The 14,553-nt window shown below is 69.7% G+C and carries 14 protein-coding genes; 2 read left to right on the top strand and 12 right to left on the bottom strand.

Annotated elements, in window-relative coordinates; translation table 11 throughout:
- Positions 1-75: 75 nt before the first annotated feature.
- Positions 76-2,733, top strand: a complete 2,658-nt coding sequence (locus tag FV226_RS07875) for a glucosidase (protein ID WP_147762469.1) — start codon at positions 76-78, stop codon at positions 2,731-2,733.
- Between the two features lie 279 nt (positions 2,734-3,012).
- Positions 3,013-3,855, top strand: a complete 843-nt coding sequence (locus FV226_RS07870) for a helix-turn-helix domain-containing protein (protein ID WP_147762468.1) — start codon at positions 3,013-3,015, stop codon at positions 3,853-3,855.
- A gap of 117 nt (positions 3,856-3,972) precedes the next feature.
- Here the strand turns inward: FV226_RS07870 and FV226_RS07865 are convergent, their stop codons facing one another.
- The 12 genes from FV226_RS07865 to FV226_RS07810 all read right to left on the bottom strand — a co-directional run bounded on the left by FV226_RS07865 (position 3,973) and on the right by FV226_RS07810 (position 14,549).
- Complete coding sequence (locus FV226_RS07865; protein ID WP_147750708.1) at positions 3,973-4,395, bottom strand: hypothetical protein; 423 nt, start codon at positions 4,393-4,395, stop codon at positions 3,973-3,975.
- A gap of 7 nt (positions 4,396-4,402) precedes the next feature.
- Positions 4,403-4,780, bottom strand: coding sequence for a glycosyl hydrolase (locus tag FV226_RS07860; protein WP_147762467.1), 378 nt, complete (start codon positions 4,778-4,780; stop codon positions 4,403-4,405).
- 106 nt (positions 4,781-4,886) lie between these two features.
- Positions 4,887-5,324: a hypothetical protein gene (locus FV226_RS07855; protein WP_147750706.1), complete on the bottom strand. Its 438-nt coding sequence runs from the start codon at positions 5,322-5,324 to the stop codon at positions 4,887-4,889.
- A 484-nt stretch (positions 5,325-5,808) separates the two neighbouring features.
- Positions 5,809-6,798 carry a MaoC family dehydratase gene (locus FV226_RS07850; protein WP_147762466.1) on the bottom strand — a complete coding sequence of 330 codons (990 nt, stop codon included), beginning with the start codon at positions 6,796-6,798 and terminating at the stop codon, positions 5,809-5,811.
- 47 nt (positions 6,799-6,845) lie between these two features.
- Complete coding sequence (gene ychF, locus FV226_RS07845; RefSeq protein WP_147750704.1) at positions 6,846-7,943, bottom strand: redox-regulated ATPase YchF; 1,098 nt, start codon at positions 7,941-7,943, stop codon at positions 6,846-6,848.
- A gap of 13 nt (positions 7,944-7,956) precedes the next feature.
- Positions 7,957-8,403 carry a PIN domain-containing protein gene (locus FV226_RS07840; RefSeq protein WP_147762465.1) on the bottom strand — a complete coding sequence of 149 codons (447 nt, stop codon included), beginning with the start codon at positions 8,401-8,403 and terminating at the stop codon, positions 7,957-7,959.
- Between the two features lie 263 nt (positions 8,404-8,666).
- Positions 8,667-9,284: an aminoacyl-tRNA hydrolase gene (gene pth / locus FV226_RS07835; protein ID WP_147750702.1), complete on the bottom strand. Its 618-nt coding sequence runs from the start codon at positions 9,282-9,284 to the stop codon at positions 8,667-8,669.
- A gap of 112 nt (positions 9,285-9,396) precedes the next feature.
- The gene (locus tag FV226_RS07830; RefSeq protein WP_147750701.1) at positions 9,397-10,101 is read right to left on the bottom strand and encodes a 50S ribosomal protein L25/general stress protein Ctc; all 705 of its coding nucleotides are present in this window, start codon (positions 10,099-10,101) and stop codon (positions 9,397-9,399) included.
- 203 nt (positions 10,102-10,304) lie between these two features.
- Complete coding sequence (locus FV226_RS07825; protein WP_147762464.1) at positions 10,305-11,030, bottom strand: hypothetical protein; 726 nt, start codon at positions 11,028-11,030, stop codon at positions 10,305-10,307.
- On the bottom strand, positions 11,030-12,121 hold the full coding sequence (locus FV226_RS07820) for a DNA adenine methylase (protein WP_246691526.1): 1,092 nt from the start codon (positions 12,119-12,121) through the stop codon (positions 11,030-11,032). Before FV226_RS07820 ends, FV226_RS07825 begins: the two co-directional genes overlap by 1 nt.
- A gap of 131 nt (positions 12,122-12,252) precedes the next feature.
- A complete protein-coding gene (gene lpxK, locus FV226_RS07815) occupies positions 12,253-13,245 on the bottom strand; it encodes a tetraacyldisaccharide 4'-kinase (protein ID WP_147762463.1) in 993 nt (330 codons plus the stop codon).
- A complete protein-coding gene (locus FV226_RS07810) occupies positions 13,245-14,549 on the bottom strand; it encodes a 3-deoxy-D-manno-octulosonic acid transferase (RefSeq protein ID WP_147762462.1) in 1,305 nt (434 codons plus the stop codon). The genes lpxK and FV226_RS07810 overlap by 1 nt, the downstream gene beginning before the upstream one ends.
- Between the last annotated feature and the right edge of the window lie 4 nt (positions 14,550-14,553).

Here is a 14,553-nt window from a genome sequence, read left to right as displayed (position 1 = left end):
CCCTTGGGATGCCATGACCGTTCCCCTGCCCTCCTCCACCCCCGCCGCGGCGATCCTCGGCCGCGGGACCCGCGCATGAACGAGGCGATCGCCTGGGCGGAGCGGCGCCGCATCGCCGAGCAGGCGCGCGGCGAGCGGGCGTGGTCGCTGTGGGGGCCGTATCTGAGCGAGCGGCAATGGGGCACCGTGCGCGAGGATTACAGCCGCGACGGCAACGCGTGGCGCTCGCTCACCCACGAGGAGGCCCGCTCGCGCGCCTATCGCTGGGGCGAGGACGGCCTGGCCGGCATCTGCGACGAGCGCGGGCAGCTCTGCCTCGGGCTGGCCTTGTGGAACGGGCGCGACCGCATCCTGAAGGAGCGCTTGTTCGGCCTCACCAACGAGCAGGGCAACCACGGCGAGGACGTGAAGGAAGTCTACCACTACCTCGACGCGGTCCCGAGCCACGCCTACCTCAAGTTCCTCTACCGCTATCCGCAAGGCGCCTACCCCTACGAGGACCTCGTGCGCGAGGGCCTGCAGCGCAGCCGCGAGGTTCCCGAATACGAGATCGAGGAGACCGGCCTGTTCGAGGGGGCGCGCTTCTTCGACGTGACGGTGGAATACGCCAAGGCGGACGTCGACGACGTCCACGTCGCGATCACGGCGACGAACCGCGGGCCGGAGGCGGCCGACCTCCACCTCGTGCCGCAGCTCTGGTTCCGCAACACCTGGTCCTGGCGGGAGGACGGGGCGCAGCCGCGTCCGTGGATCGGGCGCCACCCCGAGGGCGGGGTCGCCTGCGAGCACCCGCGGCTCGGGCGCTACCGGCTGGCCTTCGAGGGCGGGCCCGCGTTGCTGTTCTGCGAGAACGACACCAACCTGCGCCGGCACGCGGGGCAGCCGGACGCCGAAGGCCCGTTCAAGGACGGGCTGCACGCGGCGATCGTCGAGGGCGACGCCTCGGCGGTGCGCCGGGACGCGGGGACCAAGCTCGGCCTGCACTACGCCCTGCGCCTCGAGCCCGGCGAGACCCGCCGGGTACGCCTGCGGCTGTCAGCCGGGACGCGGGCGCGCCCGCTCGACGCGGACGATGCGATCCGCACACGGCGCATCGCCGAAGCCGACGCCTTCTACGACGACCTGCAGGACGGGATCGCGGACGCGGAAGCCCGCACCATCTTCCGGCAGGCGTCGGCCGGCCTGATCTGGTCGAAGCAGCTCTATGCCTACGACGTGCGGCGCTGGCTGCAGGGCGATCCGGCCCAGCCGGTGCCGCCGCGGGAGCGCGACGGCGGTCGCAACACCCAATGGCGCCACTTCGCCGCCTCCGACGTGCTCTCGATGCCCGACAAGTGGGAGTACCCGTGGTTCGCCGCCTGGGACCTCGCCTTCCACTGCCTGCCGCTGGCGCTGCTCGACCCGGACTTCGCCAAGAAGCAGCTCCTGCTGCTGACGCGCGAATGGTACATGCACCCCAACGGCCAGCTCCCGGCCTACGAATGGGAGTTCTCCGACACCAACCCGCCGGTCCACGCCTGGGCGACCTACCGGGTGTTCGAGATCGACCGCGACCGCCGCGGCGGCCGGGGCGACCTCGCCTTCCTCGAGGGCGTGTTCCACAAACTCCTGATCAACTTCACCTGGTGGGTGAACCGCAAGGACGCCGGCGGCCGCAACGTGTTCCAGGGCGGCTTCCTCGGGCTCGACAACGTCGGCGTGTTCGACCGCTCGCGCCCGCCCCCCGGCTTCGGCATGGTGCACCAGGCCGACGGCACCGCCTGGATGGCGATGTACGCGCTCAACATGATGCGCATCGCCCTCGAGCTCGCGCTCCACAACGACGTCTACGAAAGCACAGCGTCGAAGTTCTTCGAGCACTTCCTGCTCATCGCCGAGGCGATGACCGACATGGGCGGCGAGGGCTTCGGCCTGTGGGACGAGGAGGACGAGTTCTACTACGACGAGGTCGACATGCCCGGCGGCGGGATGCTGCCGTTGCGCGTCCGCTCCATGGTCGGCCTCGTGCCGCTGTTCGCGGTGGAGGTGATCGAGCCCTTCGTGCTCCAGCGCCTGCCGGACTTCGCCCGGCGGCTCAACTGGCTCCTGGAGAACCGCCCGCACCTCGCCTGCCTGGTCTCGCGCTGGGACGAGGGCGGCGTCGGCGACCGCAAGCTGCTCTCGCTCCTGCGCGGCCACCGGATGAAGGCGTTGCTGCGGCGGATGCTCGACGAGGCCGAGTTCCTTTCGCCCTTTGGCGTGCGCTCGCTCTCGAAGGCGCACCGCGACCAGCCCTACGTGCTCAACGAGTTCGGCGCCTCGTTCACGGTGCGCTACGACCCGGCCGACTCGACCTCGAACATGTTCGGCGGCAACTCGAACTGGCGCGGGCCGGTCTGGATGCCGACGAACTACCTGATCATCGAGGCCCTGCGCCGGTTCCACTCCTATTACGGCGCCGACTTCCTGGTGGAGTTCCCGACCGGCTCCGGCGCGATGCACACGCTGGCCGCCATCGCCGACGCGCTGCAGGAGCGGCTGATCGACCTGTTCACCCGCGGCGCGGACGGCCGCCGCCCCACGGACGGCGACCGCGTGCCGATCCCCCCGGCGGACGGCGCCGAGGAGGCCCTGCTGTTCCACGAGTTCTTCGACGGCGACACCGGCCGGGGCCTCGGCGCCTCGCACCAGACCGGCTGGACCGCGCTGATCGTCAACCTGCTGCACCACCGGGCGCAAAGGGGCGGGACCTGAGGCACTGGGACCGCAATCTCCGCGGGGGCGTGCGCGGGTGTGGGAGCTTGGCCGACGCGGCCACGAAATGCCATGAAGGCCGACGCGATCGAAGCCGGATCGACGGCATGAACTTCAGGTTGAGACGATGACGGCCCAGACTTCGAACCGCCAAGCCGCGTGGGTTCCCCAGAGCGAGTTCGCGGCCCGCATCGCGTCCGCGCGTCAGCTTCAGACGTTCAACGACCTGAGCAGCTTCGCGATCAACTTCGACGTACTCCGCTCAATCCCGACATCGAGATGGCCGGCAACAAGAGCAGCACCTTGTGCCTGTGGGAGACGCGCTCCTCCAGCGGCTTCATCACCAAGCCGCGGGTCGCCGTCGACATCCTGACGGTCCGCTTCATCGCGAACGGGCACATCATCTACCGCAACCAGTCGGGCAAGACGCAAGGTACGCCAAAATACGCGACCCTGGTCGACTTCGAGGACGTCAGCGAGATCCAGGCCTCGCCGGCCTTCAGCGCGATCAACGGAACGATCACGCTCGAAGCGCTCTCGGCGGCCAACGCCGCGCTCACGGGCGGACAGCCGGCTCTTCCGGCCTTCGCCCCGATCGCAGACGTCGCCACGCCGGGCATGATCGCCCTGTTCTTGATGATGCGGCAGGTGCAGCGCCGCGGGCAGGAGGCGGGTCGCGGCGGCGACATCGCCTTCCCGCTGGTCCAGGAGATCCTCAGCTACCAGCTCCTGTCTGTCTGGCCCAGGCGCGCGGGCGTGGCGACGATTGCGACGACCGACGCCACGGCCTCGCGCTTCACCATCGCGCTCGACTTCATCGAGGCGAACCTTTCGCAACCGCTCACGCTGTCGCTGATCGCCGCGGCCGCCGGGCTCAGCGTTCGCTCCCTCCAGAGCCAGTTCCGCAACCGGACTGGGCAGACGGCGATCGCCTTCATCACCGAGCGGCGGCTCGCGCGCACCCACGAGGATCTGACCTCCGCGTCCGCCGCCGCGGTTCCGATCGCGGAGATCGCGCGGCGCTGGGGCTTCGTGCACATGAGCGACTTCGGCCAACGCTATAAGCGTGTGTACGGGCGCACGCCCTCCCAGGCACGGCGCGAGGCCGGACGGCGGGGATGACCCGCAACGGAGCGACGACGCCACGCCGGGCGCGTGGCGTCGTCGGGTTCCGGTCTTCGGCCATGTCCCGGCAGGATGGCCCGCCGAAACATCGGGATCACGCGGCCGGAAAGGCGGTCACCGACCGGTCGTGGTGGTCGACTTCACCGGCTTGGAGCCGGGCTCGTGCGACATGGTCTTCGTCCGAGACTCGACGCCCTCGCCGTCGCGAACCTTGGTCTGGGTATGCGACTTCGAGAAGGTGCCGCCGTCATGGGCCATCGCCTTCGATTGCCCGTTGAGCCCGCCGTTCCCGGTCTCGTTGACGTGCGAGCGGTCCATCGTCTTGCCGCCCGCCGCGCTGCCGCCGGTGGCCAGGGACGAGCCCGTCGCGCCGTTCGCTCCCGTCGAAGTCCCGCCGGTCCCGACGGTCGAGGCGGAGGTGCCGCCGGCCGCCGCCGAGCCCGCCGTGCCGCCGGTGGCGCTGCCCCCGGTCTGGGCGAGCGCCGGGACGACGAGGAGCCCGAAGGCGGCGAGGGGGGCGATGAATCGGATCGTCATGTCAGCCTCACTTCGTGGTCTTGGGGACGGTGACGACGCAGTCGCCGGCGCCGGTGGTCGTCATGGTGGTGCCGCCGGAACTCGAGCTGGAGGCCGAGCTGCTGGTCGAGCCGCTCCCGGACCGCGTGGTCACCGAAGGACCGCCCGTGGTCGCGCTCCGCACGCCGTCCGCCCCGGCCGTGACCGAGCTCGACATCGTGCCGGCGTTCTTCGCGTCGTCGGAATGCACGACCTTGCACGGCTTTCCGTTCGGGCCGGTCGTCACCGTCGTGCTGCCCGAGACGCCGTTCGGGCCGGTCGTGACCGTGCTTGTCTGGGCTTGGCCGGTCGCGACGCCGGCGAGGACGAGGGCGCCACCGAGAAGCGGCAGGATCAGGCGAGCCATGGTCAGGTCTCCTTGATGGCGGGGAGGGAATGAAAGGCGCGGTGCGAAGGTCGAGGAGGGCGCGGCTCCGAGGAGCCGCGCCCGATGTCGCCGTTCCAGAGCCGGATCAGCGCTTGTTGTGGCCCGGTGCGTTCTCGGAGTTGCCGGGGCCGCCGCGGTCATGACCGGACGCGCTGCCCGACATGCCGGACGAGGAACCGCCCGTGCCCATCGAGGAGCCGCTGGTGCCCTTGCCGGCCGAGGAGCCGCCGGTGCCGACCGTCGACCCCGAACCGCTGCCGGCGCCCGCCGACGAACCGCCGGTGCCGACCGTGGACGAGCTCTTGCCGCCGCCCGCGGAGGAGCCGCCGGTGCCCACGGTCGAACCCGAGCCGCTGCCGGATCCTGCCGAGGAGCCGCCAGTGCCGACCGTCGACGAGCTGGTGCCGCCGCCCGCCGAAGAGCCGCCGGTGCCCACGGTGGAGGACGACTGCGCGAGCGCCATGGCGGCGCCGCCGATGACGAAGGTGGTCGCAAGGGCGGCGACGCGAACGTGCTTTAACATGTATTATCTCCGTTTATCCGGTTGTACGGGCCATAAACGGACAGCATAGAAAAACCGTTCCGCGGTATTTCTGCACAATTCTGCAAATCGATGACATGAACAGCAGTTAAACGAAATTGATATGCTTCGTTCATCATCCCGCAAACTGGCATGCGGCATCGCCACCGGAGGATGACCTCGGCGCGCCGCCGCGAACGACCCGTCGTCGCGGCCGGCCCGGTCTGTGCTGGCGGTGCGTCGGACGGGTGCTGCAGGGGGCGAGGAACGGCGCTGGCGGGCAAACCGTTCCGGCCGGAGGCCTAGCGGCGCGCGATCCCATCGGCCTTCCCCCCGCGCACGAGCCGACCGCCGGACGGACACCTCTCCGCCCGAGCGGATCGAGCCGGGCGGTTCGCGATGGATCGCTTCAGGGACGTCCGGACGGTCGTCGCGTTATCGGATTTCGCTCGTCACCCGACGCAGGCGACGGCGCCGGACGCGCGCGTTACGGCGCCCACTGCCAGAACACCGAGCTTGCGAACGAGAACACCGTCTCGCCGCGCTGGTTGACGCCGACGTTGTCGGCGAAGGCGAGGCCCCAGCCGGGGCGGGAGGCGGAGGCGCGCTTGTCGGTGAGCGTCGTGGCGTAGCGCACGGTGTCGCCGGCGTAGACCGGCCTCAGCCAGCGCATGTCGCGAAAACCCGGCGAGGGGCCGGTCGCCGGCGCCTGCCCGCGGGCGGCGGTGAAGGCGTGGTCGCGGGTGCGGGTGGCGAGCAGCCGCTTCATGTAGGCGGCGGCGGTGTGCCAGCCCGAGGCGCACAGGCCGCCGAAATGCGTGGCCTTGGCGGCCTCCGGATCGGTGTGGAACACCTGCGGGTCGTAGGCGCGGCCGAAGTCCAGGATCGCCTCGGCCGAGAAGGCGTAGGCGCCCAAGTCGCGGGTGGCGCCGACCGCGGCGTCCTTCAGGAACGGCACGATCTCGGCGTCGTCCGGCTCGACCAGAGGGGCCGGAACGCCGGTCTCCACGACCCGCGGCGCCGCCGGCTCGGCCCCGCGGCGGGCCAGCATCACCGTGAACGCCTGGGTCATCACCGCCTCGCCGCGGTCGTTCTCCAGGGTCAGCAGGCAGACGGCGAAGCCCCGATCCGGCTTCGAGGCCGAGGCGCGGGTCTCCTCGACGCGCAGGGTGGCGGAGAGCGAATCGCCCGGCAGCACAGGCTTCAACCAGCGCAGCTCGGCGACGCCGGGCGATCCGAGCGAGGAGTGCCCGCCCATCGGCCCGGCCTGCAGCAGCCGCATCCCAAGGGAGGCCGTGTGCCAGCCCGACGCGATCAGCCGGCCGGCGAAGGTCTTCTCCGCTTCGCGCTCGTCGAGGTGGAACGGCTGCGCGTCGAACTCCCGGGCGAAGGCGACGATGTCGTCGCGGCTCACCGTCAGCCGCGCGCCGCCGCGAACCTGGCCGGCGGCGAAATCCTCGAAGTAGAGGCCTGACATGGGCATGTCTCCGTCTGGACGCAGGTGGTCCGGCGCGGCCGCGCGCGTCAGTTGGCGAAGCGGAAATGCAGCACGTCGCCGTCCTGCACGAGGTACTCCTTGCCCTCGAGCCGGAGCTTGCCGGCGTCGCGCGCGCCCGATTCGCCCTTCAGCGTGGTGTAGTCGGAGAACGCGATCGTCTCGGCGCGGATGAAGCCCTTCTCGAAGTCGGTGTGGATCACGCCGGCGGCGGCCGGCGCGCGGGTGCCCTTGGTGATCGTCCAGGCGCGGGCCTCCTTCGGGCCGACGGTGAAGTAGGTGATGAGCCCGAGCAGATCGTAGCCGGCGCGGATCACCCGGTTCAGGCCGGGCTCGGCGAGCCCCACCGCCTCGAGGTAGTCGCCCTGGTCGGCGGCCGGCATCACCGCGATCTCGCTCTCGATCTTAGCCGAGACCACCACCGCCTGCGCGCCCTCGGCCGCCGCGCGCTCCTGCACCGCCTTCGAGTAGGCGTTGCCCTTGTCGGCGTCGCCCTCGTCGACGTTGCAGACGTAGAGCACGGGCTTGGCCGTCATCAGGCCGAGCTGCTGGAACAGCTTCTCCTCCTCCGGCTTGCGGGCGACCATGCGGGCGGGCTTGCCCTCGCGCAGGTACGGCAGGGCGCGGTTGACGAGGTCGAGGAACTCCTTGGCTTCCTTGTCGGCGCCACGAGCCCGCTTCTCCAGGGCGACGACGCGCTTCTCGAGGCTGTCGAGGTCGGCCAGCATCAGCTCGGTCTCGATGGTCTCGATGTCGGCGCCTGGGTCGACCTTGCCCTCCACGTGGGTGACGTCGCCGTCGTCGAAGCAGCGGACCACGTGGGCGATGGCGTCGCATTCGCGGATGTTGGCGAGGAACTGGTTGCCGAGGCCCTCGCCCTTCGAGGCGCCGCGCACGAGGCCAGCGATGTCGACGAAGGTCAGCCGCGTCGGGATGATCTCCTTCGACGAGGCGATCCGCGCCAGGTCGTCGAGGCGCGGGTCGGGCACCGCCACGTCGCCGACGTTCGGCTCGATGGTGCAGAACGGATAGTTCGCGGCCTGCGCCGCCGCCGTCTGCGTCAGCGCGTTGAAGAGGGTCGACTTGCCGACGTTCGGCAGGCCGACGATGCCGCATTTGAAGCCCATGGGGTCAGGTCCGTTAGGTGAGCGCCAGGGTGGCGCGGGCGCGAGGCCCGAAGGGATTGATGATCGTCAGGGACTCGACGGCTTGGCCGTCCCGCATATCTTCAGAGACGTAGGCCTGGCAGCGAGCCTGAAGCGCCGAAGCGAGGGCGATGCTGTCCCACCAAGACAGGCGGTGCTTAGCAGACACGCGAATCGCCAGACGGTGGGTCTCAACGTCGAGCGGGGCGGTGCAGGCATGGTGGAATGCGGACAGGTAGCGCTCGATGTCGGCCGGAGGAACGAGCTTCTTCCTATAGGCCGCGACCCAGACGCATTCGTTCAGAATTTGCGGGCTGACGACCAGACGTCCCTGCGTCAGAGCCTTCGTGATCACCTCCATACTCATCGACCGCTTCGCCGGATCCTTCGGATCCAGGGCGTAGATCAGGATGTTCGTGTCGAAGAAGAGCCGACCTGTCATAGATCTCGTCGCGCGTGGGGAGGTTCTCGGCGATGCCGGGCCATCCGGGTCCCTCGAAGAAGTCCTCGAGGATCGCAAGCTGGTGCGCAAGCTCGGGCGCCCGGCGGTCTGCCAGCGCCTGGGCGACGAAGCGGGACAGGCTTTGGCCCTGCTTGGCCGCTTCCACGCGCGCCCAGGAAAACAGGTCCTCGTCGAGGGTGATGGTGAGGTTCTTCATCGGACGGCCTCCAAGGCCTTCGATATCGTGTCCTCGTGTTTTCGTGTCAATTCTTGGCGGCCTTCTCGCCCGGCCGCTTCACGTCGGCCCAGCCACGGCCGACCATGGCGAGGTGGACCTTGTTCTGGAAGCTCTCGTTCTCGTTCGCCGCGAGCAGCGCGATCTCGTCGGCGACCGCCCGGCACAGGTCCTCGACCCAGGGCTCCTCGGACTTCGCGAAATCGTTGAGCACGTAGGCGTGCACCAGGGCCTTGTCGCCGGGGTGCCCGATGCCGAGCCGGACGCGGCGATAGTCGTTGCCGCATTGGGCGGTGATCGAGCGCAGGCCGTTGTGCCCGGCGTTCCCCCCGCCGAGCTTCACCCGGATCTTGGCCGCGGCGAGGTCGAGCTCGTCGTGGCATACGATCACGTCGGACAGCGCGATCTTGTAGAAGCGCTGCGCCTCGGCGACCGAGCGGCCGGACTCGTTCATGAAGGTCTGCGGCTTCAGGAGGATCGCGCGCTCGGCCCCGAACGAGACCTCGGCGGCCTCGCCCTGGAAGCGTCGCCGGAACGGGCTCGCCCGGTGGACCCGCGCGATCTCGTCGATCGCGAGGAACCCGATGTTGTGGCGGTTGCGCGCGTAGGCTTTGCCCGGATTGCCCAGGCCTACGATGAGTCGCATGGCGACGGACTCCGGCCTTCCAAAACAAGAACGCCCCGGCCTCGCGGCCGGGGCATCGTTTCGAAGCCGCACCACCACGAGGGCGGTGCGGGAGGATCGAGCCGCGAAGGGCTCAGTCCTCCTTCTTCTCCTCGGAGGCTTCGGCAGCGGCCTCGGCCTCTTCGGCCTCGGCTTCGACCTTCTCGGCCTCGGCTTCCGCCGACTGCGCCTCGGCAATCGCGGCCTCCTCGGCCTCGACCTCGGCGCCGAGCACGGTCGGCGGCACGACGTTGGCGATCGGGTCGGTGGCTTCGCCGGTGTAGACGACGCCGGCCGGCAATGTGACGTCGGAGACGTGGATCACGTCGCCGATCTGGCGGCCGGTGAGGTCGATCTCGATCCCGTCGGGGATCTGGTCGGGGGCGACCTCGACGGCCAAGGTGTGCAGCGAGATGTTGAGGGTGCCGCCCTGCTGCTTGATGCCCGGGGCCGCGTCCTCGTTGTGGAAGTGCACCGGCACCTCGACGGTGACGGTTTGGCCGGCGACCACGCGCAGGAAGTCGACATGCATCGGCACGCCGCTGACCGGGTCGAGCTGGAAGTCGCGCGGGATCGCGCGGGTCTTCTTGCCGCCGGCGTTGATCTCGAACAGCGTCGTCTTGAAGCCGCCGGCGTAGATCAGGGTGCGGGTGCGGATGAGGTCGATGGCGATCGACTGCGGCGGCTGGCCTCCCCCGTACACGACGGCGGGAACCTGGCCCTGGCGACGAACGGCCCGGGCGGCCCCCTTGCCGACCCGGTCGCGTGCCACGGCCTCAAGCGTCTTGACTGCGCTCATGGCGTGATCCTTTGATTGATGAATGGTCGGGGAAACGACGAAGGCCGCCCGAGACGGACGGCGGAACCGAAACCCCACGCGCCCGTGCCTCCAAGGGTGTCTGGCGGGCGTGGAGCGCCTATAGCGGGCTTGGGGCCGGATGGCAACGCGGCGCAATCCTTCGCCGGGCGCCGCAGCGAGCCTGCCCGTCGCCTCTCGCAATCCTATAAACCGAACTCGGCTTTGAGAGTCGTGAGATCCGCGAGGAACTGATCGCGCATCTGCATCGTGTAGATTCTGAGAATGCGACCATCGTTCTGACGCGCGACGATCTTGGCCATGTCCGCCATCCTGGCTTTCCAGGTCGTGCCGTCGGTCATGACCAGCAACGCGGCATCTCGGCGTTTCGCCTCGATGATGGCGTCGAGATGGCCCAGGATGTCCGTCAACTTCGAACCGGTCGCGCCGTAGGCCTTGGCCTCGATGAGGATGAGCGGACGGGTCCGGCCGGGGATGGAGATGTCGCATTTCGCGATCTTGCCGCCGACGCCCGTGAACGTGCATCGCAGTTCGTAGGCCCCTTCCCCGAATACCTCTCTCACGATGGCTTCTGCGAAGTCTTCGAGGCCGCGCCCCCGCTTCTGCCCAGACAGGAACGCCGCCCGATCCGTTTGATAGCGCGTCACCCCGATACCGCCCTTGCCGAGCGCCTCGCGGAGAAGCGCCTCGGACTGCTCCTTCGAGAGGCCGAGGAACAGCCTGCAACACAAAAGCCCCTCGTCGAAGTGGTCGTCGAGAAGCGCAGCCACATCGGCCCGGCCGTATGCCTCCTTCACGCCGAACGCCGTCAGCTTGGCGATGACGTTGCCGGCCGTGGCATCCATCCAGTCCACATCGAGCGAACCGAGGGCTTCGGCGATCTCTTCGGCCCCCTGATCGACGACACGCATCAGCGCCCCACGATCAGATACTCATCGACGGACGCCCGCTTAACGGCGATGTGGGTGCCGAAGTGGTACCGATGAGGGCGCGTATAGACCTCGACGTTGCGCTTGTATTTCCTCAACAATATCGTCAACTGCTCCAGATCGGGAAAACCATTCGAGCTGTAGCTCATCACGATAGTCTGCCGCCTGAAGCGGGCGAACATCCGATCGAAGGCATCTTCGGACTGGGATCGATAGCTGAAAGGCGTATAGCGCTTGGCGATTTTTTTGACCTTCGTACCCTCCATGATGTCGAGATCTTTCCAATAAACGGAAAGTCCTTCCACGAAGGGGTAGCGCTTGATGTAGCAATTATCATCCGCACGTGGAACGTATGGCGGATCGAGGTAGACGAGATCGATTCCTTGCGCGTCGGCGTCGAACACGTCGCATCTGAGCGCCCGGTTTTCGAAAGCGTTGGAGAAGACGGCTTCGTTGTAGACGGCGACCTGTTCGAGAAAATGCTGTTCGATGCTCAAGCGCAGATCGCGTCGGCCATCGTCGTAGCGCGCCGGATCGCCCGAGATCGTGAAGACGCCGCGCGGCTGCTTCTTGAGGCACGATCGGACGAGAGCCGAGACCGCGAGAGCACGTTGGTGATCGCATTCGAGCTTGGTCAGGTTCGCCGAAATCCGGTCCAGGAACCGCAGGTCCTCCGGACGAAAGAACACCCCCGTGAAGGTGCGCTCTATGAACGTATCGGCTCGATCGTTACGGGACAGAAGCCTATCGAGGGCGTCGGCGTCGATCCGAGACTTCGAGTTTTCGACGAGACCCTTTGCGACGGTCGCCGAGACGTTCAAGAAGTCGGTCGCGACCACCCGCCGTCCCATGGCCTTCATCAGATAGGCGACGGAGCCACTGCCGCTGAACGGATCCATCGCCGTCTCGAAGTCGAGGCCTTGGAGCACGCCATGGATCCAAGGCAGCAGCCGCTTCTTCGATCCCATGTATCGCAGCTCGGGAAAGGCCGCCGCCCTGCCCGGCAAGGACATCGCGCCGCGTTCCGCGTCGCCCGCCTTGATCTGTAGCGCGTTCGGGACCGCAACGTTCATCGATCGCGCATCTCCGACCAGAAGGGCTCGTGACCGGCGCGCCTGAACACGCCACCGTACACGCGATAGGACGGCCGGTTGCGATGTCGTCATCGCCTTTCACGCTTGTCCAAAGGCGGCGGCAGAGGGCCTCACGTCCTTCCGTCTGGATCGTCCAGCGCCGCCGACACCAGTATCTCCAGCGTCTCGGGCGTCTGGAAGTGCAGCGCGACCGGCAGCACCCGCACCCGCGCCGCGAACGCTTCGGGCAGGCGAACGCGGTCCTTCTCGGTGGTGGCGAGTTCCGCGCCGAGGCCGTCGGCCTCCGCCGCCAGCCGGGCCAGGTCGGCGTCGCGGTAGGGGTGGTGATCGGGAAAGCTGCGGGTCGCGGCGACCTCGGCGCCGGCCTCGCAGAGCGAGGCGAAGAACTTCTCCGGGCGGCCGATGCCGGCGAAGGCCAGCACGCGCCGGCCCGCGACAGCGGCGACCTCGGGCACCAGCCGGGCGCGATGCACCGGCAGGCCGTGCGCCTGCGCCTCAGCCGCCACCGCCGCGCCGGCGGGGCCCGCGCCGATCAGCACCAGGCCGCCGACATGCGGCCATTGCCGCGCCAGCGGGGCGCGCAAGGGGCCGGCGGGGACGCACAGCCCGTTGCCGACGCCGACGCCTGCGTCGACGACGGCGAGCGCGAGGTCCTTCGCCAGGCTCGGGTTCTGCAGCCCGTCGTCCATGACGACGACGTCGGCGCCCTCCGCCACGCAGAGCCGCGCGCCGGCGACGCGGTCGCGGGCGACGACCGTCGGCGCGTGGCGGGCGAGCAGCAGCGGCTCGTCGCCGACGTCGCGCCAGCCATGGCGGGCGGGATCGACGAGGACGGGCCCGGGCAGGCGGCCGCCGTAGCCGCGGCTGAGGAAGGCGGGCGTGCGCCCAAGCTCGCGCAGCAGCACGGCGAGCGAGATCGCGCTCGGGGTCTTGCCGGCACCGCCCAGGGTGAAGTTGCCCAGGCACAGGACAGGGCACTCGCCCCGCGCGCCGGGCCGGTCCATGCGGTTCCCGGCGGCGCGGCCGTAGGCGCGGCCGAGGGGCGCCAGCAGGCGCGCGGCCGGATGGTTCGCGTCGCCTTGCCAGAAGCGGGGGGCGCGCATCAGTCCTGGTGGAACGCGGCGAGCTTCATCTGCGCGATGAAGGGGTCGAGCACCGCGAGCGTCCGCTCCACCGCGCCCTCGAACGGCACCAGGGCGCGCTGTCCGGCCCGGGTCATCGCGGTGATGCGGTCGGGGGCGGCCATGAGGTCGGCGAGCGTCGCGGCCAGCTCGGCCGCGTCGGCGACCGCGGCGGCGCCGCCGCCGGCATCGAGCGCGCGGTAGACCTCGGTGAAGTTTTCCGTATGCGGGCCGTGGAGCACGGCGGCGTCGAGGCGCACCGGCTCGATCGGGTTCTGGCCGCCATGCGGCACCAGCGAGCCGCCGAGGAACACCAGCGGGCTCAGGCGGTAGAACAGGCCGAGCTCGCCGATCGTGTCGGCGACGTAGAGGTCGACCGACGGGTGCGGGCGCCCGCCGGCCGAGCGGCGCGCGCTGCGCAGCCCTTGAGCCGTCGCGCAGGCCGCCACGTCGCCACCGCGATAGGGGTGGCGCGGGGCGACGATGGTCAGGAGCCGCGGGAACCGGTCTTTCAGCGCCGCATGCGCCTCGGCCGCCGCCGCGTCCTCGCCCGGATGGGTGCTCGCTGCGACCCAGACCGGGCGGTCGCCGATCATGTCCCCGAGATAGGCCACCTGCTGCCGGTCGGCCGGCTGCACCGCGGCATCGTACTTGAGGTTCCCGGCCACGCTCACCCGCGGCGCGCCGAGGCGCACGAAGCGCTCGGCGTCGTCGCGCGTCTGCGCAAGGCAGATCGCGATCCTCGCCAGCAGCGCCTTGGCCGTGCGCGGCGCGCGCGCCCAGCCGGCGAACGACTGCTCCGACATCCGTCCGTTGACGAGCAGCAAGGGGATGGCGCGGGCATGCAGCGCCACCACGGTGTTGGGCCAGATCTCGGATTCGGCGACCAGGGCGAGGTCGGGCTGCCAATGGTCGAGGAAGCGCGCGACCCAGCGCGGCGCATCGAGGGGCATGTACTGGTGTACGGCGCCCGCCGGCAGGCGCGCGCCGATCAGGTCGGCGGCGCTGCGGGTGCCGGTGGTGACCAGCACCGAGAAGCCGCGGGCGATCATTCCCTCGACGAGGCCGACCAGCGAGAGCGACTCGCCCACCGACGCCCCGTGCATCCAGACCAGCGAGCCCACGGGCCGCGCCCGCCCGGGCAGGCCGCGGCGCTCGGCCAAGCGGGTCGGGTCCTCCTTGCCCTTGCGCGCCCGCCACGCCAGCAGGCCGGCCACCGCCGGCTCGCCGAGCCACAGGCCGCCGTGATAGGCCTTGAGGGCCAGGGTGAGCGGCGGTGCCCTCATGCCG

The organism is Methylobacterium sp. WL12 (assembly GCF_008039475.1).
GTDB lineage: Bacteria > Pseudomonadota > Alphaproteobacteria > Rhizobiales > Beijerinckiaceae > Methylobacterium > Methylobacterium cerastii.
The sequence above is the reverse complement of the archived record's forward strand: the minus strand, read 5'-3'. Positions and strand labels throughout refer to the sequence as shown.